Here is a 19,496-nt window from a genome sequence, read left to right as displayed (position 1 = left end):
ATAGGTATTGTCCATCGACTTTGATTATCTTTGACCTTTAACTTAATTATACTCTGACCTTCTTTGACTTTCAAGGGAAGTGCTCATCACTTTCAAGCGGTTTGAACATTGTCAGAGACCGCACATTTGATCGGCAGCCTTGATGCAAGGTGATGAAGCCATTTTGCCTGACCATCTTTCACCTTTAACTACAGTATACTCTGACCTTCTCTGACTTTCAAACAAGATGCTTTTGCAGAATAAAATGTCTTTTGCGTTCGCGGCACCGCTGTTTTTATAATGAAGGGTACTTCAATTTAATCGGTTTCTATCCGGAAAGGGTTCTGCAATTGTCCATATTCATCCGGCTGCTCCAGATTGCAGCCCTCTATCTGTTTTACCTGCTCGGCAGCTGGCTGCAGGAGTTCCTGCATCTCCCGCTGTCCGGCAGTATCGTCGGCCTGCTGCTCGTCCTGCTCGGACTGTCGACCGGCATTCTGAAACTGCGTTGGATAGAATCCGGCGCCCATACGCTGCTGTCCGTGCTGCCGATCTTCTTCATCCCGGCAACCATAGCTGTCATGAACTACGGTCATTTCTTCTCCGGCAGAGGCAGCCTGCTCATCCCGGTGACTATCCTCAGCACGGTCTGCACGATGGCCGCGGCAAGTTTTGCGAGTATCGCTGCGTCCCGGCGGAAGGGGGAATCGGAATGCAGCTGATCGCGCTCACACTTGGATTCGTCCTGCTGACGGTGGTTGTCTATTTCGCCATGGATGTCGTGTATGTGAAATTCCATAAGCCGTTCCTCGTGCCGATCATCACGACGACCGGAGTCCTGATCATTGTGCTGACCGCTTTCGATATCCCATATGAAACGTATATGATCGGCGGCCAATGGATCGACAAGCTGCTCGGTCCGGCGGTCGTATCTTTGGCGGTTCCGCTGTACAAGCAGCGCGGCCTGCTGAAACGGCACTGGTTCCCGATTGCGGCCGGCGTCCTCGCTGGCAGCGGGACAGGCATGGTGACAGGTGTATTGTTCGCGAAACTCGCCGGTTTCCCAAAGGAGCTCGTCCTGTCCCTCCTGCCCAAATCGATCACGACACCGATTGCCATGCAGATCGCCGGGCAGGTTGGCGGTGTTCCGGCGCTCGCCGCCGTCTTCGTCATCATCGCCGGCATCTCCGGCGTCCTGATCAGCAGCTGGCTGCTGCGCGCACTGGGTCTCGACTCGCCGCTCGGCCGGGGGATCGGCCTCGGCGCCGCGACACATGCGATCGGTACATCGAAGGCGATCGAATACGGCGAACAGGAAGCGTCGCTCAGCTCCGTCGCCATGACGCTGTCCGCGATCCTCGGCTCGCTGCTCGGCCCGGTCGTCGCCTGGCTGTTCTATATGTAATGTCGTGATTGCGCGGGTGAGTCGCAGTTGGAGCGCATCTATCTGCGATTCGCTGCTTGTATTCTGACGGACTGTCTTGTCAGACGTCCTTATTTTCATGGTGCAGCAGATTTTTGGATCGAGTGTCTGTTAGTACATGTTTAATTTCATGATGACCTGGGCTTCCGACTCCTTCGCTCAATTAAACCGCTCTTTTTTGCACGAAGACTCCCGCGTCCAGCTCCTTCGTGCAATTAAGACGCCCTTATTTGCACGAAGACTCCTGCGCCCAGCTCCTTCGTGCAATTAAACTGCCCTTTTTTGCATGAAGACTCCCGAGCCCAGCTCCTTCGTGCAATTAAGACACCCTTATTTGCACGAAGACTCCCGCGCCAAGCTCCTTCGTGCAATTAAGCTGCTTTGATTGCACAAAAACCTGCACGCCCGCCCTGTGCACCCTCCATCCATAAACTTCGCAAATCGAAGTTGTGTGAATTCCGTGAACGCGATAGACTGAGAGAAGACAGATCCAAGGAGGAATTCATGATGACCTATACACCTGACACTGCAAAAACGAAGGAACTGATCCGGCAGCTCGTGTCGATTCCGAGTCCGTCCGGTTACACCGACCAAGTCATTTCATTCGTCGAGGACTATCTGAACGACAGCGGCGCCGAGATGCAGCGCAACCGGAAAGGCGGTCTTATCGTGACACTGCCCGGCGAAGACACGTCACAGCACCGGATGCTGACGGCGCACGTCGACACACTCGGTGCGATGGTAAAGGAAGTGAAAAGCAACGGCCGGCTTCGTCTCGACCTGATCGGCGGCTACCACTTCAACTCGATCGAAGGCGAATACTGCACGATCCACACGTCGTCCGGCAAGACATTCACTGGCACGATCCTGATGCACCAGACATCCGTCCACGTCTACAAGAATGCCGGCTCAGCGGAACGCAACCAGGTCAATATGGAAGTGCGCATCGATGCACACGCGAAAACTGCAGAGGACGTCCGCACACTCGGCATCGAAGTCGGCGATTTCGTCTCACTCGATCCGCGGGTCGAACTGTGTGATAACGGATTCATCAAATCCCGTCATCTTGACGACAAGGCGAGTGTCGCAATCCTGCTGCAGCTGATCGAGCAGCTCCGTGATGAAAAGATTAAACTGCCGTACACGACCCACTTCCTCATTTCCAACAACGAGGAGATCGGCTACGGCGGCAATTCGAACATCCCGCCGGAAACCGTCGAGTACTTGGCGGTCGACATGGGCGCCATGGGCGACGGGCAGTCGACCGACGAGTTCACGGTGTCCATCTGCGTCAAAGATGCGAGCGGCCCGTACCACCTCGGCCTGCGTCAGGCACTCACCCAGCTCGCGAAGCAGCATGACATCCCGTATCAGCTCGACATCTATCCGTATTATGGCTCGGATGCATCGGCCGCCATCAAAGCCGGCCATGATATCATCCACGGCCTGATCGGACCGGGCATCGATTCGTCACATGCGTTCGAGCGCACGCACGAAGACTCCCTGAGATGCACGCTGCAGCTGCTGTACCACTATGTCCAATCGGAAATGCAGCAATAATACGCTTGAAGACAGCCGGTTCTGCCGGCTGTCTTTTAATTTTGCGAAGAAATCACCGCGTGCCAGTCCTATCCTCCGCTGCTGATGAATAAAATCAGCAGTACCACCCAAGTTACGGAGGAACCCCCTGATGAATTCCATTCTGCTGTATGTCTTTCTCGGCGTCTCACTTGCCGCACCGATCGGCCCGGTGAAAACCGTGCTGCTCAACACGGGCATCAAGAACGGATTTTTCCATGCCTGGTTTTTCAGCCTCGGTTCGCTGGCCACGGATATCCTGTACATGGGGATGGTCTATTTCGGCATCGGAAAATTCATCGATTCCCCGCTGCTGCAGATCATCCTATGGTCGTTCGGCTGCTTCGTCCTGCTGTATACCGGCACTGAAAACCTGTTTTCTCTGCGCAAGACGGCCCTGGACGTCAAGGTCGGCAAACGGACCCGCCTGCGGAAATCCATCATTGCCGGATTTTTCATGTCACTGCTCAATCCGCTGACGATCCTATTCTGGCTCGGCATCTACGGCTCCATGCTTGCGAAAACGGCCGGTATTTCGACAGGCATGCAGATCATCCTGAACAGTTTCGCCATCCTTGTCGGAATCATGCTCGTCGATTTCCTCATGTCGTTTTTATCGAACGGTGCCCGCCGCCTGCTGTCTTCCAAGCTGCTGGTATACGTATCCATCGTGTCGTCGTTCTCTATGATCGGCTTTGGTCTTTACTTCGGATTCCAGGCGTTCCGTGCCCTTTTTCTGGGATGAATGACGGAATTCCAGCTGAATTCTGCAGAATACATACAACCAAGACGTCCCGGCGCATAATTTACAATCGTTAGGAAACCATACCTCCATCAAGAGAAATTACACATCGAGGTGCGGCATGAACAAAACAACTAACGAGGTAAGCGTCTGGTGCATCATCAGTCTCGCTTCCATTCCGCTCGTCATGACGCTTGGGAATTCGATGCTCATCCCTGTCCTGCCGATCCTGGAGGACAAAGTGGGGATCACCTCATTCCAGTCGAGCATGATCATCACGAGCTATTCGGTCGCTGCTATTTTTCTGATTCCGATTGCAGGGTATCTCTCGGACCGGTTCGGGCGGAAGATGGTCATTGTGCCCAGTCTGATCCTAGCTCTCATCGGCGGACTGGTCGCCGGATTCGCCTCTTGGAAAATGGATAGCCCGTTCACCGTCATCATCATCGGACGAATCCTCCAAGGGATAGGCGCAGCGGGCGCCATGCCGATCGTCCTGCCGCTCGTCGGCGATCTGTACCAGGACGACGAAGAGAAGACCAGCTCGAGTCTCGGCATCATCGAGACATCCAATACATTCGGCAAAGTGCTGAGTCCGATTCTCGGATCCGTGTTCGCAGCATTCCTATGGTTCCTGCCGTTCTTCTCCATTTCCGCACTCAGCCTACTATCGCTTGTCCTGATCTTCTTCTGCGTCAAAGTGCCGAGGGAAAAAGACGAACCTGTGAAGTTCAAGGAATTCCTCCGCAGCACGAAAAAGGTGTTCAAAGCGGAGGGCCGCTGGCTGTATACCGTCTTCCTGAACGGCGTCCTCGTCATGCTGATCCTGTTCAGCATGCTGTTTTTCCTGTCTGAGAACCTCGAGAAGGTGCATGACATCAAAGGCATCAAGAAGGGATTTGTCCTGGCGATTCCGCTGCTGCTGCTGTGCATCGCATCGTTCGCTTCCGGCAAATGGATCAAAGGCAGCCTGAAAACGATGAAACGGCTGATCATCGCCTGTCTCATCCTTATGTCGGTGAGTGTTGTGTTCGTCGGATTCGTCAGCAAAAAACTGATTTTACTGCTCATCGTGACAAGCCTGGTCGGTATCGCGATCGGTGCCATGCTGCCGGCGCTTGACGCCATGATCACGCACAACATCGACAAGTCGCTGCGGGGAACGGTCTCGTCCTTCTATAGTTCTGCGCGCTTCATCGGCGTCGCGGCCGGGCCGCCCGTCATGTCGCTCATCATGAAGAACATGCTGAACACCGGCTATATCACCGCCGGCATTCTTGGTGCCATCCTGCTGTTCGTCGTCTGGAAGTTCGTCCGGACAGATGAAGAGGAGGAGCCTGCAGCGGAAGCCAAGGCATGACAAACAGGACCCAGGCGGATTGCCGGGTCCTATTCCTATGTAGAGAAAGCAGTGGAGGCGGCTCATTTCGCCTTCAGGCTGTAGACGATCAGGATGACTCCGGCAAACAGGCAGATGATCCGCGTCAGCGAAATCTTTTCTGTCAGTCCGCTCAGCGCAAGCCCCGTCGTCGTAACAAGAATCACCGGACCGACCAGCGCCAGCATACTGTTAATGTAAAACGCTTTCTCCAAATCATTGAACTTGTACATCAAAGCCGCAGCCGTGATCTCGATACTTCCCGATAGCACACGCAGCAGCACCATGAGCAGCAGCGCCCGTTCAATAACAGCAACCACATCCCCGATAAGTTTGTACTCCACTGTATGCAGACAGGCTCCCGAATAGTCGGTGTGCATCTTGAATTGTGTCCGGATGCCGATACATTCAGTGAAGTGTCAGATACCACACGCCAACTGTCCGATACCCCGTACGAAATGTCCGATACTTCCTGCCATGTGTCCGATACACCGCTCCATCTGTCCGATATCTCCTTCCCGGCGACAGGCCATGCCCGTTTCCGCTATACTGGAAGGAAACTGTGCAAAGGAGGTTTCGCTCATGAAACCTAATGAACGCACCGAACAGATCATCCAGAAATACAAAGAGGATGAAACGCTCATGATCCGCCTGTTCGTCCAGTGGTGTGTGAACCACAACCTGGATCCGCAGCACGTCTACCGGACCGCCTACCCGGATCAGCGCAGGAACGCTGCGCTGCAGGAGGCGATCGATTCGGACGAAGGGATGGAGGAACTGCCCATCGACAACGACACGATGCTGGATGTGCTGCAGTTGTTCGGAAATGATGACCTTGCATTTGCCGTGGCCGATGAAATCGCTAAGATGCCGGGAAGCAAGTGAGCGGCGGAACACTCTCGAAGGCCGTCAAGCCCTATATATGGCAGCAAATCCGGGACCCCAAGTTATTGGGTGTCCCGGATTTTTTACAGAGAAACCAGTGTAGTTCAACTTCTAAAGGGAAAACAAACACCAGACCATTACAATAAAGGGGACCTGCTTCATGAACAGACGACTGACTTTCGCAGCAGTGCTGCTGACAGGCACACTGGCCGCATGCTCCGGCCCGGACAACGGGGAACCAGCGGACGGCGACAACCCGGCAGCAGAACAACCTGCAGCAGACCCGGATACTTCCCCAGACAGCACGGACAGCATGGGAGATGAAGACACGACTGCCGACCGCGGCGAATCATCGGACAGCGGCAGTACATCGGATGATCCGGCTGCCTCAGAGGACGACACGCCAGCCAGTGACGGGTCCTCATTCTCAGGCCATGGCACGTCAGATTCAACGGACGGAAACGGCTCAGAAGCATCGGATCAGAACGAGGACAGTTCTGACGATCCGTCTGTCGCAGATGAACAGAAACAGATGGCGATCGATACACTGAACGATCTTGTCGCAGACGGTAAAAAAGGCAAAGTCTATGCGCTGACCGATACGTTCTGCGTCGGTAAGACGACCCAGACCGATGTCTACAACGAAATCGGTCAGCCGGAACGTCAGGATACGTTCGACCGTTACACCGGTTCAATGGGACGTGCATCGTATGATCTCCGATACGATAAAAACGGAGTCCTGGTCGAAGCCCGCTATCTCGGCACGAACGTCGAGCGTCAGACGAACCTCGGAGGTATCACTAGCGAGGACCTTGTCAAACAGCTCGGCCAGCCTGACGAAGAGCGTAGTCTGCCGAAGACGAAGCAGGTCAACTATACGTATGACCTTGGTAGCTACAAGATGCAGTTCATCCTGAACGACAAAGACACGACCGATCATGTCAACCTTCTTCTCAAATGACAAACGCCTGCGGACCGGGACTTTTTCCGGACGCAGGCTTTTTTCACTATCCCCTCAGCGCCAGCTGTTTCCGCCGGGCAAATGTATAATCGCCGGCGTGCACAGTGACTGTCCCTGCCTCCACCCAGGCGACCGTCGTGAACAGCTTCTGCAGGAAATATCGGTCATGGCTGACGGCAACTAGCGTACCGCTGAACTGCGCCAGCGTCTCTTCGAGCACTTCCCGGCTTTCGATATCCAAGTGATTCGTCGGTTCGTCGAGGATGAGCAGATTCAGATCTTCCTGCATGAGTTGCGCAAGGCGCAGACGCATCCTCTCCCCGCCGCTCAAGTCCTTCACCTTCTTGTAGACGTCGTGACCATAGAACAGGAACTGTGCAAGTACATGCCGGGCATCGGCTTCCGTCATGGCAATATCTTCCCGGAACGCTTCGATCAGCCGCTGGTCCCCTTCGGCCGTACCGAACTGCTGGGCGAGATAGCCGGCTTTCACATTTGAACCGAGCCGCACGGTGCCTTCCGAAGGTGCCAGCTCACCGAGCATCAGTTTCAGGAGAGTCGACTTTCCGGACCCATTGTTGCCGACAATCGCCAGACGATCCTGCCAATGGACCGCAAGTGAGCAATCAGCGAGGACGTACGATTCTTCGTCGAATGAATGGCTGAGTGCCTCCATGGAGATCACCTCTTTCCCGCTCCGGTCTGAGGCGTCCAGGTGAAGGCGCATCGCCTTTTCGGCCTTCGGTTTCCGGACGACTTCCATCCGGGTGAGCATCTTCTCCATCGACTTGGCCTTTCGGTACAAGTCCGGATTCGGCGGCGAGGCTTCGTTCGCCCACTGCCGCAGCCGGCGGATCGCTTCTTTGATTTTCTTTATTTTTTTCTGCTGCTCCTGGTACGCGGAAAACTGCTGGGCAAGCCGTGCTTCTCGGTTCAGCAGGAACTGATCGTAATCGCCATGGCTCACCCAGCACTCGCCGTCCTCCAGCTCGATCACTTTTCCGACAACCCGGTTCATGAATTCCCGGTCGTGGGACACGAGGATGACCGTCCCCGAAAAATGCTGCATGTGCTGCTCGAGCCACTCGATTGCGGACAGATCCAGATGGTTTGTCGGTTCGTCGAGCAGCAGGATGTCCGGCTGCTGCAGCAGGATCCGGCCGAGCATCACTTTCGTCTTCTCCCCGCCGCTCAGCGAGTCGAACGGCTGATCAAGAAATCGGGTGATCCCCAATCCATTCGCGATGCTCAGCAGGCGCGACTCCATCTCGTAGCCGCCCTGCTCCATGAAGGATTCCTGCAATTCGCCGTACTGACGGAGAATCCGGTCCGTCACCTCTTCAGCCATCCGGGATTCCAGTTCCTTCATCCGTTTTTCCACTGCAAGCAATCCACTGAAGGCTTTCAGCATGACCTCCTTTACGGTCTGCCCCGGATACGATGGGATCTGATGCAGAAAGCCGACCGTGCTGTCTTTCGCACGGATGATCCGCCCGCTGTCCGGCGTGTCCTCTCCTGCGAGCAGCCGAAGCAGTGTCGTCTTCCCGCAGCCGTTCCGGCCGACAAGTGCCACGTGTTCGCCTGCGTTCACATCCATCGTCAAGTTTTCAAAAATTATTGTGCCGCCAAGTGATTTGGCGATTCCTTCTGCTTTCATATACATAGTAAGTGCCTCCTGAGGAGCGCACTGATTTTCGGCAAACAAAAAAGACCGCCTGATAACAGACCGTCTCTTCGTGAAAAGAATGGCGTCAATCAGCTGCGCTTCGATTTTTTGGTTTTCTAAAAATGGACAGACGTATCCCGTCGGCCAAAAAATCGAACGTAATGACACGTGCAAAATACATGGACGTATCCACCTGTACACCTGTCAGCGCTGCTGTTTGTTCCATACTTCCCACCTCCGTTCCAATTAGTTAATTGTATGCTATCACATACTCCGCTGAATTGCAAGAAAACTCCGAACGGACGGACCTCATACCAAGCCGAATCGGCGTGCCTGTCCGAGCAGCCCTGCATCTTCCAGCGCCCGCACTTCGACCTCCCCGAACAGATCGAAATGGGGAAAGTCCTTTTTATAATCGATCCATTCCGGTTTCAAGCCGTACCGTCTGCCCCACTCTATCAGTTTTTTTACATCCGTACAGCCGGCCTTCGTCACTGTCTTACAGCCCGGGAACCGATCGTCCAGCCAATAGTGAGTCAGAAACGCGATCTTCCCCGCCTGCACATCCGCCTTCCATGTCTTCAGTTCATTCCGATTTATTCCGAATGCCATCAGCTGACGCCCCCGGAAATTCTATGATCTGTCTTCATACTGCTTTCACCTCTGCCGAAAGTATACAAAAATCGCACGGAAAAGGCTTCTGAGGCATCCTGCATGGAAAGTCTGAAACTGACTGTCGTATCTGGATGCCCACCTGCAGGTAAAACCGCCTGTCTGCTCATTACTTATGCGTCATACTTCGACAGCTGCGCTTCCAGCCTTGCGTTCATTTCCTTCACTTCATCCAAGTACTGGCCCATCATCGTCTGCAGGAACAGGATCCCTTCCATGGCTGTTTCAAAGTAGCCGTCTTCCACGATATCGGTCAGCTTCATCCGCTTCTCTTCCTTCTCCCGCAAGTTGATACGAAGGAAGCCGATATGTGAATCATAGACGACGAGTTCATACCGCGCTTCGTCGAATCCGAGGATGGGCCCGCGGCTCGTGTGCCGCTCGATCGTCGGATGCGTGAAGTAGAGCCCTTTCTTATGGTACCACTGGATGAGCGGCATCGCGTCTTCGAGGGAGGTTTCGATCAGTTCCTTCTGGCGGGACTGCAGCTCGGTGAAAGTCGTGGAGTCGATTTCATATTGCTCGAATTGTTCTTCCAGTTGCTCTGTCGTCATACGGCATGCCTCCTGGTTTCTGGGGATTGGATTTTTGCATCGGTCCGCGTCTATGCATGAGTCCCTTTCCAGATTCCCTTTTTATGATAAACTAAGCCTCTAAGGAGGACGTCACTCATGCGGAGCATCCATTTCCACGGCAGCCGGATCGTCAAGACCGGAATCGCCATCTTTCTGACAGGTGTCATCTGTGACTGGTTCGGGTGGCCGCCTGTATTCGCGGTCATCACAGCCATCGTCACGATCGAGCCAACCGTGAGTGATTCCATCAAAAAAGGGATCGTCCGGTTTCCGGCATCCGCCATCGGCTCCGCCTATGCGGTGTTCTTCATCTCCCTGTTCGGTAATTCCCCGATCACCTATACACTCGCTGCAGTGTTCACCATTCTTACCTGCTATAAATTGAAGCTGCATGCCGGATTGCTCGTCGCGACACTGACGTCGGTCGCCATGGTGGAAGTGATCCACAGCAATTATCTGATTGCGTTCTTCATCCGTCTGGGCACGACGACGGTCGGCCTGACCGTATCGACCCTCGTCAACATGATCGTCTTCCGCCCGGATTACCGGCAGGATATTGCGAAGAATATCCAGACAATCGGGGCCCGTGCCGGTTCGATTCTCGAGCACACCTTCCGGACGGTGCTTTTTGATGCCGCTGCAGACCGGAAGGCGGATGGGATCCCGATTCATCAGCTCACACAGGATATCCGCAAAACGGAAGTCCTTCTCCGGTATCAGCGTGACGAATCCAGCCTGCATCCTCTCATCGGCGGCGATAAGGATGAGCTGCTGCTGGCGGAGCGTCAGCTGCTCTACCTGCACAACCTCGATTACCATCTCGGCAACCTTCTGCAGGTCCCGATCCGGTCGCTGGCATGGACGGAAGCCGAGCGGGCTGTCATCATGGACGCTGTTGCAGCACTTGCGGATGATCTGCAGCATGCAGCTGAGTATGACGCAGAGCGCCATAACGCCCAGTTGAAAGCGATCACCGATCTGTTCTGGGAGGACAATGAAGAACTGACGAAGCATAACTATATCCACCCGACAAAGTTTCCGCCGGAACTGATCATCCTTTACGAACTCGTCACAATCTACGACTTGGTGGACCGCTATTATAATCCCGAATCACCGGCCGGTTCCGTTCAGCCCGGCTGAACAATCTTAAGGAGGCAGTCTTCCCAGGGAAGGCTGCCTTTCATTTTTTTCATTATCAGCTGATTATAATGAAGCCCCCTTACCGATCTTGGAACACCAGCTCGTTCCCTTCTGCTTCCTTCACTGTCCAAGTTTTCTTCTCTGTATCATAGGTGACCGTTTCGACAACCAAAAACGGCTCATCCGTCGCTTCGATCGCCATGCGGAAGACCTGCGATTCGGACAGCGCGGCACCCGCTGGACGATAATCCGGATGGACGGTTACATATTTCGCCTGTCCCTGTGCCGGATACGATTCCGCAAATGGACCTGTCGCATCGACAGTGACACGGCTCCCTGCCGTCAGCCTGTCAGCTTCCGCGAATGCATATGAGACAGCGGCTTCGGTACCGCCTGCGACCAGGAACCCGCCATCTCCCGTATCGAGAACGAATCCGCCCTCTTCTTGCGGCGTTTCCGTTTCCGGATGATCCGGCAGTATGACGGCGGACTGCCCGGGCTCAGGCGCCATGCTGCCTTCCTGCTGGAACAGGATTGGCTTCTCCTGGAATTGTTTCTTGAGTGCGTCGATATCGGTTCGTTTCAGGAAATCGTGCGTGACAGAAATATCACCCGAGATTGTATCCACGGACACTGCGTAGGAGCCGCTTCCCTCATACAATTTCTTTACCGCCGCACTCACCTGATCCTGCAGCGCAATCAGGTCCTGCTGGGTATGCGGACTTCGGTAGAAATGGATCAGTTCCGCGAGCAGTTCGCCCGCATCCACTTTCCTCTGGAGCCGGTCGAGGACCTGCTGCAGACGATCATCAGGCTTTTTCACGCCGATCCAGACGCCGGGAAGTGATGCTCCGTCTGCTTCCAGCTCATAGAACAGGATCCCTTGCCGATCGAACCCTTCCATGCCATACACCGCTTCTACCGCTTCTATGGCAGCTGGCCCTTCGACAATCTGAATTTCCATGTCACGCTCCGCTTCTTCAGTCTGTTCGCCGAAGTACCCTTCTTGAAAATCGGTGTACGCCAAATTATCTTTCACTGCCTGCTGACGTTTTGACGGTTCGGTCCCCTTCTGTTCCAGTTTTGCAATGATATCCCGGCCGTCGGCAGTCTCCAATATCGGCCACTCCTCCCCGTGAGCTGACTTGTTCCCGGCCGGGGGATCGGATGATGCGGTGCCACCGCCTGCGGTCACCAACACAGCAGCGAAAAGTGCAAACGGCCTCCTGCCCATACTGCATTCCTCCCTTTGGAATCATAGACGGGTAAGGCGGAGTAACGTTACAGATGGTGTTGGAAAATTCATATATTCATGCAGGCGGATGAACGGCAGAGCCGCCAATTCCTTGCAATCTCTTGTTCTTTCACCTTGTTTTTCGCTATGATAGCAGTATTGACTTTCGGGGAGCGTGGATAATGGAGACCGTAAAAGAATTCGCTGGAATGGCCGCAGGCACCTTGTTTTTCATCCTGCTGACATGGGCGCTGACCAGCTCTTATTTAGAGGAGTATGACCTGACGTCTGCCAAACCCGCGACAGCGTCGGTCGCTGCGAAGGTCGGGACGAAAAGCCTGCTGCGCCCGCCCGCCTTTTTCGTGAAAATCCGGCAAGACGATGGGAGTCCTTCAGAGGAACTGCACCGGATTTCAAGAAGTCAGATGGAAAAACTGTCCATTGGGGATCCGGTGAGCGGTTATGCGACCGGACCGACCGGCTTCTCGACTATCCGGACCATCGTCTACGACAGCATCTTTTACATGATCGGTATTTTCATATTCGGTTTCATCTCGCTGTGCTGCCTATTTGCGACCATTCTATCTATCCCGGCCATCGATCAGGCCGAACAGCGGTCTTCCCATAAACGGGCTGTGAAAAAGAAACGGGAGCGTCGGAAGAAAAAGAAGAAACCGAAACGGACGAGGAGCGGCTGGGGACTTGCTCTGGGGTGTGTCGCCTTCTTCCTCTTGGTGACACTGCCGTTCCTGTCCAACTTGGTGCATAGTGCCCTGCCAGCCGGCAAGAACAGTGCCGAGGCACTGATCATCAATGAGGATTCCTATGTCACCTACCGCAAGCATGAAGATTCCTCGTATCGGTTCAATATCGTATTCGACGATGAAGACGGAGAGACGATCCTGGCCATCAAGGACGTCACGCCGAACACGTACAGAAATTATTCGATCGGCGACAGCCTGCCAATCGAATACCAGACATCCAATCCGTATAACATCCATGTACGCGGCACAACACTCACCGATATCCAGCAGATGCTGCTCACATGGGAAATGTTCCTGTATGCTGCTCTCTTTGCCGTCAGCGGATTTGTCATTTGGGCCTATGTCAACAGTAGGAAGAACGGGAGAAGGGACAGCCGCAAGGGAGATCGCTTTGCCTCCCGCTGAACTGATTAGCAATAGTCGAGAACATGCCAGTGCTGCTCGTCTGGAGACGGCTGCGGCAAACCTTTAACTCTGCGAACAGCAAGAAACCCACAGGGCCTGTCATCGATAGCCGGACCTGAGATTGGAGATCTGATATGCAAATCACATATGAACCGCTGTCTTCGCTGACATTCGAAGCGGCACACGCACTTTTCAACCGAGCGTTCGAAGGCTATCTCGTGCCGATGCACCTGACCCTCGATGCGTTCATCAGCCGGTTCGGCCAGCACGGCCTGTCCCCGGAAGTATCCATCGCTGCGTTTGACGGCGATGTCCCTGTCGGCATCGTCCTGCAGGGGATCCGGGAGACCGGCGGGAGGGTGATCTCCTGGAACGGAGGCACCGGGATCGTCCCCGAATACCGCGGCCGGAAGCTCGGACAGCCGCTGATGGAAGCGGCGGAAATGCTGCTGACGGATAGGAATGTAGGCGTGGCCACCCTCGAGTCGATTTCCGGCAACGAAGCCGCAATTGCGCTGTATGAACGGTGCGGCTACCGGATCACGGACCGCCTGCAGTTCCTCCAGGCCGACGGGATCCTGATGAACACGCTTCCCGAGCTCGGCGACGCGGAAATCGTCCGCATTCCCGCCGCCCGGCTCGCGGGAAGCTCGCTGTTCCCGGCAGTCGGCCCCCTGCAGACCGATCCATCGGACATTGCGCGCGCGCGCGGCGAAGCGGTCCTGCTGCTGAAAAACGGCAAAGCGGCAGCCGCCTGCCTTGTCCGCAAAGACGGCGTTTTCGGGGAACCGGCAAAAAGCATCACGCTGTATCAGGGAGTGCATCCGGACGGCGAAGACGCACTGCGCCTGCTGCTTCCCCATACGCTGGAATACGATACGGCGGTCATGCGCAAAACGTACAATTTCCCGAATGGTGACGGAGCAGCCGCAGATCGGCTGATCAGAGACGGCTTCGAACGGCAGCCGTTGTCCCAAGTATTCATGGTGAAAGAGCTGTCATGAAAAATTTGTTTCGCAGTAAGTGGGTTGAACGGCTGTTTTTTCTCATCTGCGGTCTGCTGATCCTCTGGCTATTATCCGGCTTCGTCTTCATCCTGTTCCTGGCACTTGACGAACTGTCATAAACGAAAAAGGCTGTTTCCAATAACTGCATGGAATCAGCCTTTTCGTATTCAGCCGGCCGCTTCAGACTGCTTCTTCAGCTTGGCGTGCAGGTCATTCAGACGCGTCATCAGTTCTTCATATTCGTGTACACTGATCTTGCACAGCTCGATCACTTCAGACACACGTTGCATGATCGCCGGCTTTTCGTCGATCGCCTTCTGGTTTAGCTGCACGAACACTTTGCGTTCATCTTCCGAAGACCGCTGTTTGCGCAGCCAGCCTTTGTCCTGCATCCGGGAAACCATCGGCGTCAGCGTGCCGGTGCCGAGACTGACGCGCTCCCCGAGTTCCTTCATCGACTGTCCGTCCCGCTCCCATAATGCAAGCAGGACGACATACTGCGGGTACGTGAGGCCGAACTGTTTCAGCGCCCCTGCGTACAGCCTGCTGAACTCCCCTGCCGTCTCCTGGACCGCAAAGCAGAGTTGCTTGTCGAGCGTGAAAAACTCATCCATCATAATACTTTCTCGATGTCCCCTTTCAGTTTTTCAGGGGAGGTCTGCGGCGCGAACCGATCGACGACCTGTCCGTTCCGGTCGACGAGGAATTTCGTGAAGTTCCATTTGATGCCTTTGGACAGCAGGCCTTTCTGCTCGGCTGTCAGATACTTGAACAGCGGGTCGGCGCTGTCTCCTTTGACGTCTATCTTCGCCATCATCGGGAACGTGACGCCGTAGTTCACTTGGCAGAATTCCGTCGTTTTGTCGATGTCATCGAATTCCTGGTCGTTGAACTGGTCGCATGGGAAGCCGAGGACGGTCAGCCCCTGGTCTTTGTACTCTTCATACACGGACTGCAGCCCGCCGAACTGCGGCGTGAAGCCACACTTGCTCGCCGTGTTCACAATCAGCAGCGGCTTGCCTTCATACTCTTTCAAGGACAGCGGTTCCCCATTCGATTGTGTCACTGTGAAATCATATAGAGATGTCATCCGAATTCCTCCTTATTATATCGTTGCCAATTAAATCGTACACGATTTAATTACACTATACAAACTTATTGCCTGAGTACCCGTTTTCCAGCCAATCCATGCTTTACACCGCAGGTCAGACAGCTTATTATATAAGAGTTCTATTATATAAGGAGTTGTTTATATGGAATTGATTCAATTGGAAAAGGAACTGAAAGCACTGGCGGATGCGAAACGTCTGCTGCTGCTGGCCTGCATGAAAGATCGCGAAGTGTGCGTCTGCGATCTTACCGATGCCCTGCAGATCTCCCAGCCGGCAGTCAGCCAGCATCTGAGGAAATTGAAGGATGCCGGGTTCATCCAGGAACGGCGTGTCGGCACGTGGCGGCATTACAGCATCCGGGAGGACATCTCCCCATTGTTCCGGCAGCTGATCGATGGCCTTGAGAGACCGGATTCCTGTGACTGCGGAGGTACCTCATGCTGTATGTAGCGGCCGCCATCTTCCTCGTCACTCTGATTCTGGTCATCTGGCAGCCGAAGGGGCTCAGTATCGGCTGGCCGGCTGCAGCCGGTGCGGTCGCTGCGCTGCTGGCAGGTGTTGTGGACATGACGGATGTCCAGACGGTCATCGGAATCACCTGGAACGCAACGCTCTCATTCGTTGCGATCATCCTCATTTCCCTGATCCTGGATGAAATCGGCCTGTTCGAGTGGGCCGCGCTCCATATGGCGCGACTCGCGAATGGCCATGGTGTCAAGATGTTCATCCTCGTCAGTCTGCTCGGAGCTGCTGTTGCCGCTTTGTTCGCCAATGACGGGGCTGCCCTGATCCTGACGCCGATCGTGCTGGCCATGGTGCGGCACTTGAAATTCAGTGAAACGATGATCTTCCCGTTCATCATGGCAAGCGGGTTCATCGCCGATACGACGTCGCTGCCGTTCATCGTCAGCAACCTCGTCAATATCGTGTCCGCCGATTTCTTCTCGATCGGGTTCGGGGAGTATGCACTGCGTATGATCATCCCCAACCTTTTCTCACTCATGGCGACGATCACGGTCCTGCTGCTGTATTTCCGCAAGTCGATACCGCGGACATATGATGCGCAGATGCTGAAAGTGCCGCGGGAAGCGATCCGCGACTTGCGGCTGTTCCGGCTTTCCTGGCCGGTGCTCGCCGTGCTCGTGGCAGGCTACTTTCTGAGCGGACCCCTCGGCATTCCGGTATCGTTCATCGCCGGCGGCGTCGCCCTGCTCTTCTTCCTGCTGAGCCGGAGCAGCCCGGCAGTCGACACGGCGGCAGTCGTGAAAGGGGCCCCTTGGACGATTGTCGTCTTTTCGATCGGCATGTATGTTGTCGTCTACGGCCTGGGCAATGCCGGACTGACAGACGCACTTGCAGGACTTATCGAGTGGACAGCCGAGAGAGGATTCTTTGCTGCGACGATCGGGATGGGATTCCTGGCCGCTTTCCTCTCCTCCGTCATGAACAACATGCCGACGGTGATGGTGAACGCACTCGCCATTGCGGAGACCGATACAGCTGGATCGATGCGGGAAGCGCTCGTCTATGCCAACATCATCGGCTCGGATCTCGGCCCGAAAATCACGCCGATCGGTTCCCTTGCCACCCTCGTCTGGCTGCACGTGCTGCAGACGAAAGGCGTCCGTATTTCGTGGGGGACGTACTTCAAGACAGGGATCCTGCTGACTCTGCCGATCCTGTTCGTGACTCTGCTCGCGCTGTATGTCTCCCTGCTTGCATACTGAGCAGCGGGAAATTGTGCCGCAACCAGACGATCATCGAAACTTATATGGAGGTATGTGACTATGGAAAGAAAATTGATCTACTTCATCTGTACAGGCAATGCCTGCCGCAGCCAGATGGCGGAAGGGTATGCAAGGAACATCTTAGGAAATGGATGGGAAGTCCGCTCCGGAGGCATCGAAGCCCACGGCGTGAATGCTGACGCTGTCTCGGTCATGAAGGAAGACGGGATCGACATATCCCGGCAGACGTCCGATGTCATCGACCCGTCCTTGCTGGCCCGCAGCACGCTGGTCGTCACTTTGTGCGATCATGCCGATGCGAACTGCCCAGTCATGCCGCCTGGAGTCCCGAAGGAGCATTGGCCGTTCCCGGATCCTGCAGGCGGCTCCTGGGAAAGGTTCCAGCAAGTCCGGGACGACATCCGGAAGCGGATCGAGCAGTTCCTTGCACAGGGACGGTACTGATCATTTCCCATGCCAAAAAGCCGTGATTGTCCAGCAATCACGGCTTTTCCATGTCAGAAAATCGATCGTCTTGCAATGACCAGGCCGTTCAGGCGAGCAGCACACCGCCGGCTGCACCAAGCACGACGACGATCCAGGGCGGCCACTTCCAGAACACGAGCAGGCTGAACAGCACCGCCGCCAGCGCGAAATCCTCCGGTGCCTCAACCGAGCTTGTCCAGATAGGATGATAGAGGGCTGCGAGCAAAATGCCGACAACGGCCGCATTCACTCCGATGACAGCCCCTTGTATGCCCGGGCGTGCACGGAGACTGTCCCAGAACGGCAATGTCCCGAACAGAAGCAGGAACGCAGGCAGGAAGATGGCGACGGTCGCAAGCAAACCTCCCGGCCAGCCGTCCATCACCGCTCCCAAATACGCAGCAAAGGTGAACAGCGGGCCCGGCACGGCCTGGGCGGCGCCGTAGCCCGCCAGGAAGGACTGTTCCCCGATCCAACCGGCAGGGACGAATTCCTGCTGCAGCAGCGGCAGCACAACATGGCCGCCGCCGAACACGAAGGATCCTGCCCTGTAAAAGCTGTCGAACATCGACACAGCAGCGGAGCCGGTCGCTTCTTTCAATATAGGGAGCAATGCCAGCAGTCCGAAGAACAGGAACAGGCAGACTGCGCCGAACCGCCGGCTGATCGGGAATTTCATAATCGGGGGCCCTGTGTCTTCCCGATTGCGGAATACGAGCAGCCCCGCAGCGGCTGAGACCAGGATGACAGCGATCTGCATATAGGCATTCTGCCAAATGAGCAGCATGGACAGAGCTGCCAGCACAAACGCCTTGCGGGTCAGATCAGGAGCAAGTTTACGGCCCATCTGAAGAACCGCTTGTGCCACAACGGCAACCGCTACGAGTTTCAAACCATGCAGCCACCCCGAGCCCCCAGCATCATAGACGTCCACCAGCAGCGCGAAGAGGATGAGTGTCACGGCAGAAGGAAGCGTGAAGCCGACGAATGCCGCCAGACCGCCCGATATCCCTGCACGCATGACGCCGATGCCGATGCCGACCTGGCTGCTCGCTGGACCCGGCAGGAATTGTGCCAGCGCCACTAAGTCGGCGTATCCTTTTTCATCCATCCATTTTCTTTTTTCGATATACTCGCTGTGGAAATAACCCAAGTGCGCAATCGGACCCCCGAAGGAAGTCAGACCGAGCCGAAGGGATACGAAGAATATTTCCACAAGCCTATGTAAGGTGGATCCATTACCTGTATCTTTCACCGCGTCTCCTTTCCGACAGCACGGAAGCCGGACCGGCTGCATGGGTATACTGCCGGCTCCTTCAACTGTCTGGTACTTACCGTCTCCCCCGATTATAGTCAGCCGGCCCAGCTCGACACAACCGTATCCCCTAAAGTTTACACACTCTTAACAATTGCAAGAAGGCATCCGCAGCACGAAGGAGCGATCGGCACTCCCACAGGCAGCTCTCCTATACTTTGTGTATCCTCTATGCCAGAATGGAAAGTACAGACGACTTTGTAAACTGGTCCACATTCCAACTGAAAGGAGGGCGAAGAGATGTTCCTGACCCTTATGTCCGCCGTTCTGGCAATTGCACTTATCGTGTTCGGTATCCTGTTCATGACCAGCAAGCGGAAAAACAGGACCACATTCATCCTCGGGTTCTTGTATTTGCTGGCCGGACTGATCGGCATTATAGTTGCATTCTCTTTTTATTGGTGAAAGACAAACAGGAACAAGCCGGATGGGACGCATCCGGCTTGT

24 protein-coding genes are annotated in these 19,496 nt (G+C 55.0%); 15 read left to right on the top strand and 9 right to left on the bottom strand.

Annotation, left to right across the window (positions count from 1 at the left end; translation table 11 throughout):
- Positions 1–329 precede the first annotated feature (329 nt).
- The 5 genes from QWT68_RS03770 (at position 330) to QWT68_RS03750 (ending at position 5,082) form a co-directional block, all read left to right on the top strand.
- A complete protein-coding gene (locus QWT68_RS03770; RefSeq protein WP_052461740.1) occupies positions 330–701 on the top strand; it encodes a CidA/LrgA family holin-like protein in 372 nt (123 codons plus the stop codon).
- A complete protein-coding gene (locus QWT68_RS03765; protein WP_040286303.1) occupies positions 692–1,384 on the top strand; it encodes an LrgB family protein in 693 nt (230 codons plus the stop codon). Before QWT68_RS03770 ends, QWT68_RS03765 begins: the two co-directional genes overlap by 10 nt.
- 525 nt (positions 1,385–1,909) lie before the next feature.
- A complete protein-coding gene (locus QWT68_RS03760; RefSeq protein WP_290149648.1) occupies positions 1,910–2,962 on the top strand; it encodes a M42 family metallopeptidase in 1,053 nt (350 codons plus the stop codon).
- 130 nt (positions 2,963–3,092) lie between these two features.
- On the top strand, positions 3,093–3,725 hold the full coding sequence (locus tag QWT68_RS03755; protein WP_040286301.1) for a LysE family transporter: 633 nt from the start codon (positions 3,093–3,095) through the stop codon (positions 3,723–3,725).
- 118 nt (positions 3,726–3,843) lie between these two features.
- Entirely contained in the window at positions 3,844–5,082 is a 1,239-nt protein-coding gene (locus tag QWT68_RS03750; RefSeq protein WP_348539789.1) for an MFS transporter, read from the top strand.
- Positions 5,083–5,144: 62 nt separating this feature from the next.
- On the opposite strand, the gene QWT68_RS03745 is transcribed toward QWT68_RS03750, so the two are convergent.
- Positions 5,145–5,420, bottom strand: a complete 276-nt coding sequence (locus QWT68_RS03745) for a YqhV family protein (protein WP_040287195.1) — start codon at positions 5,418–5,420, stop codon at positions 5,145–5,147.
- 262 nt (positions 5,421–5,682) lie between these two features.
- On the opposite strand from QWT68_RS03745, the gene QWT68_RS03740 reads away from it, so the two are divergent.
- Positions 5,683–5,985, top strand: a complete 303-nt coding sequence (locus tag QWT68_RS03740) for a hypothetical protein (RefSeq protein ID WP_290149643.1) — start codon at positions 5,683–5,685, stop codon at positions 5,983–5,985.
- 160 nt (positions 5,986–6,145) lie between these two features.
- Complete coding sequence (locus QWT68_RS03735) at positions 6,146–6,946, top strand: DUF4309 domain-containing protein (protein WP_290149642.1); 801 nt, start codon at positions 6,146–6,148, stop codon at positions 6,944–6,946.
- A 46-nt stretch (positions 6,947–6,992) separates the two neighbouring features.
- On the opposite strand, the gene abc-f is transcribed toward QWT68_RS03735, so the two are convergent.
- The 4 genes from abc-f to QWT68_RS03715 all read right to left on the bottom strand — a co-directional run bounded on the left by abc-f (position 6,993) and on the right by QWT68_RS03715 (position 9,838).
- On the bottom strand, positions 6,993–8,609 hold the full coding sequence (gene abc-f / locus QWT68_RS03730) for a ribosomal protection-like ABC-F family protein (RefSeq protein WP_290149640.1): 1,617 nt from the start codon (positions 8,607–8,609) through the stop codon (positions 6,993–6,995).
- Positions 8,610–8,697: 88 nt separating this feature from the next.
- Positions 8,698–8,838: an RAxF-45 family protein gene (locus tag QWT68_RS03725; RefSeq protein WP_179860761.1), complete on the bottom strand. Its 141-nt coding sequence runs from the start codon at positions 8,836–8,838 to the stop codon at positions 8,698–8,700.
- An 83-nt stretch (positions 8,839–8,921) separates the two neighbouring features.
- Positions 8,922–9,224 carry a hypothetical protein gene (locus tag QWT68_RS03720; protein WP_040286298.1) on the bottom strand — a complete coding sequence of 101 codons (303 nt, stop codon included), beginning with the start codon at positions 9,222–9,224 and terminating at the stop codon, positions 8,922–8,924.
- Positions 9,225–9,397: 173 nt separating this feature from the next.
- The gene (locus QWT68_RS03715; RefSeq protein WP_040286297.1) at positions 9,398–9,838 is read right to left on the bottom strand and encodes a hypothetical protein; all 441 of its coding nucleotides are present in this window, start codon (positions 9,836–9,838) and stop codon (positions 9,398–9,400) included.
- A 117-nt stretch (positions 9,839–9,955) separates the two neighbouring features.
- Between QWT68_RS03715 and QWT68_RS03710 the strand changes: the two genes are divergently transcribed.
- Positions 9,956–10,999: an aromatic acid exporter family protein gene (locus QWT68_RS03710; RefSeq protein ID WP_290149637.1), complete on the top strand. Its 1,044-nt coding sequence runs from the start codon at positions 9,956–9,958 to the stop codon at positions 10,997–10,999.
- 79 nt (positions 11,000–11,078) lie between these two features.
- Here the strand turns inward: QWT68_RS03710 and QWT68_RS03705 are convergent, their stop codons facing one another.
- Positions 11,079–12,116 carry a hypothetical protein gene (locus tag QWT68_RS03705; protein WP_040286295.1) on the bottom strand — a complete coding sequence of 346 codons (1,038 nt, stop codon included), beginning with the start codon at positions 12,114–12,116 and terminating at the stop codon, positions 11,079–11,081.
- Between the two features lie 299 nt (positions 12,117–12,415).
- On the opposite strand from QWT68_RS03705, the gene QWT68_RS03700 reads away from it, so the two are divergent.
- The 3 genes from QWT68_RS03700 to QWT68_RS03690 all read left to right on the top strand — a co-directional run bounded on the left by QWT68_RS03700 (position 12,416) and on the right by QWT68_RS03690 (position 14,528).
- Complete coding sequence (locus tag QWT68_RS03700) at positions 12,416–13,402, top strand: hypothetical protein (RefSeq protein ID WP_290149636.1); 987 nt, start codon at positions 12,416–12,418, stop codon at positions 13,400–13,402.
- Positions 13,403–13,536: 134 nt separating this feature from the next.
- Positions 13,537–14,406 (top strand): GNAT family N-acetyltransferase, encoded by an 870-nt coding sequence (locus tag QWT68_RS03695; protein ID WP_290149635.1) that lies wholly within the window; start codon positions 13,537–13,539, stop codon positions 14,404–14,406.
- Positions 14,403–14,528, top strand: a complete 126-nt coding sequence (locus tag QWT68_RS03690; RefSeq protein WP_290149632.1) for a hypothetical protein — start codon at positions 14,403–14,405, stop codon at positions 14,526–14,528. The genes QWT68_RS03695 and QWT68_RS03690 overlap by 4 nt, the downstream gene beginning before the upstream one ends.
- Positions 14,529–14,576: 48 nt before the next feature.
- On the opposite strand, the gene QWT68_RS03685 is transcribed toward QWT68_RS03690, so the two are convergent.
- Both QWT68_RS03685 and QWT68_RS03680 read right to left on the bottom strand, forming a co-directional pair.
- The gene (locus QWT68_RS03685) at positions 14,577–15,023 is read right to left on the bottom strand and encodes a MarR family winged helix-turn-helix transcriptional regulator (protein ID WP_290149630.1); all 447 of its coding nucleotides are present in this window, start codon (positions 15,021–15,023) and stop codon (positions 14,577–14,579) included.
- Positions 15,023–15,499 carry a glutathione peroxidase gene (locus tag QWT68_RS03680; protein WP_290149629.1) on the bottom strand — a complete coding sequence of 159 codons (477 nt, stop codon included), beginning with the start codon at positions 15,497–15,499 and terminating at the stop codon, positions 15,023–15,025. Before QWT68_RS03680 ends, QWT68_RS03685 begins: the two co-directional genes overlap by 1 nt.
- Positions 15,500–15,662: 163 nt before the next feature.
- Here QWT68_RS03680 and QWT68_RS03675 point away from each other — a divergent pair, with 163 nt between their 5' ends.
- The 3 genes from QWT68_RS03675 to arsC are packed head-to-tail and all read left to right on the top strand — an operon-like array spanning position 15,663 to position 17,713.
- Positions 15,663–15,971, top strand: a complete 309-nt coding sequence (locus QWT68_RS03675) for an ArsR/SmtB family transcription factor (RefSeq protein WP_040286291.1) — start codon at positions 15,663–15,665, stop codon at positions 15,969–15,971.
- Entirely contained in the window at positions 15,959–17,248 is a 1,290-nt protein-coding gene (locus tag QWT68_RS03670; protein ID WP_290149625.1) for an arsenic transporter, read from the top strand. Before QWT68_RS03675 ends, QWT68_RS03670 begins: the two co-directional genes overlap by 13 nt.
- 60 nt (positions 17,249–17,308) lie before the next feature.
- The gene (gene arsC, locus QWT68_RS03665; RefSeq protein WP_040286289.1) at positions 17,309–17,713 is read left to right on the top strand and encodes an arsenate reductase (thioredoxin); all 405 of its coding nucleotides are present in this window, start codon (positions 17,309–17,311) and stop codon (positions 17,711–17,713) included.
- A gap of 88 nt (positions 17,714–17,801) precedes the next feature.
- On the opposite strand, the gene chrA is transcribed toward arsC, so the two are convergent.
- On the bottom strand, positions 17,802–18,989 hold the full coding sequence (gene chrA, locus QWT68_RS03660; RefSeq protein WP_290149622.1) for a chromate efflux transporter: 1,188 nt from the start codon (positions 18,987–18,989) through the stop codon (positions 17,802–17,804).
- Positions 18,990–19,289: 300 nt separating this feature from the next.
- Between chrA and QWT68_RS03655 the strand changes: the two genes are divergently transcribed.
- A complete protein-coding gene (locus QWT68_RS03655) occupies positions 19,290–19,454 on the top strand; it encodes a DUF3810 domain-containing protein (RefSeq protein ID WP_144036076.1) in 165 nt (54 codons plus the stop codon).
- The last annotated feature ends 42 nt before the right edge of the window (positions 19,455–19,496 follow it).

The organism is Sporosarcina trichiuri, assembly GCF_030406775.1.
GTDB lineage: Bacteria > Bacillota > Bacilli > Bacillales_A > Planococcaceae > Sporosarcina > Sporosarcina trichiuri.
The sequence above is the reverse complement of the archived record's forward strand: the minus strand, read 5'-3'. Positions and strand labels throughout refer to the sequence as shown.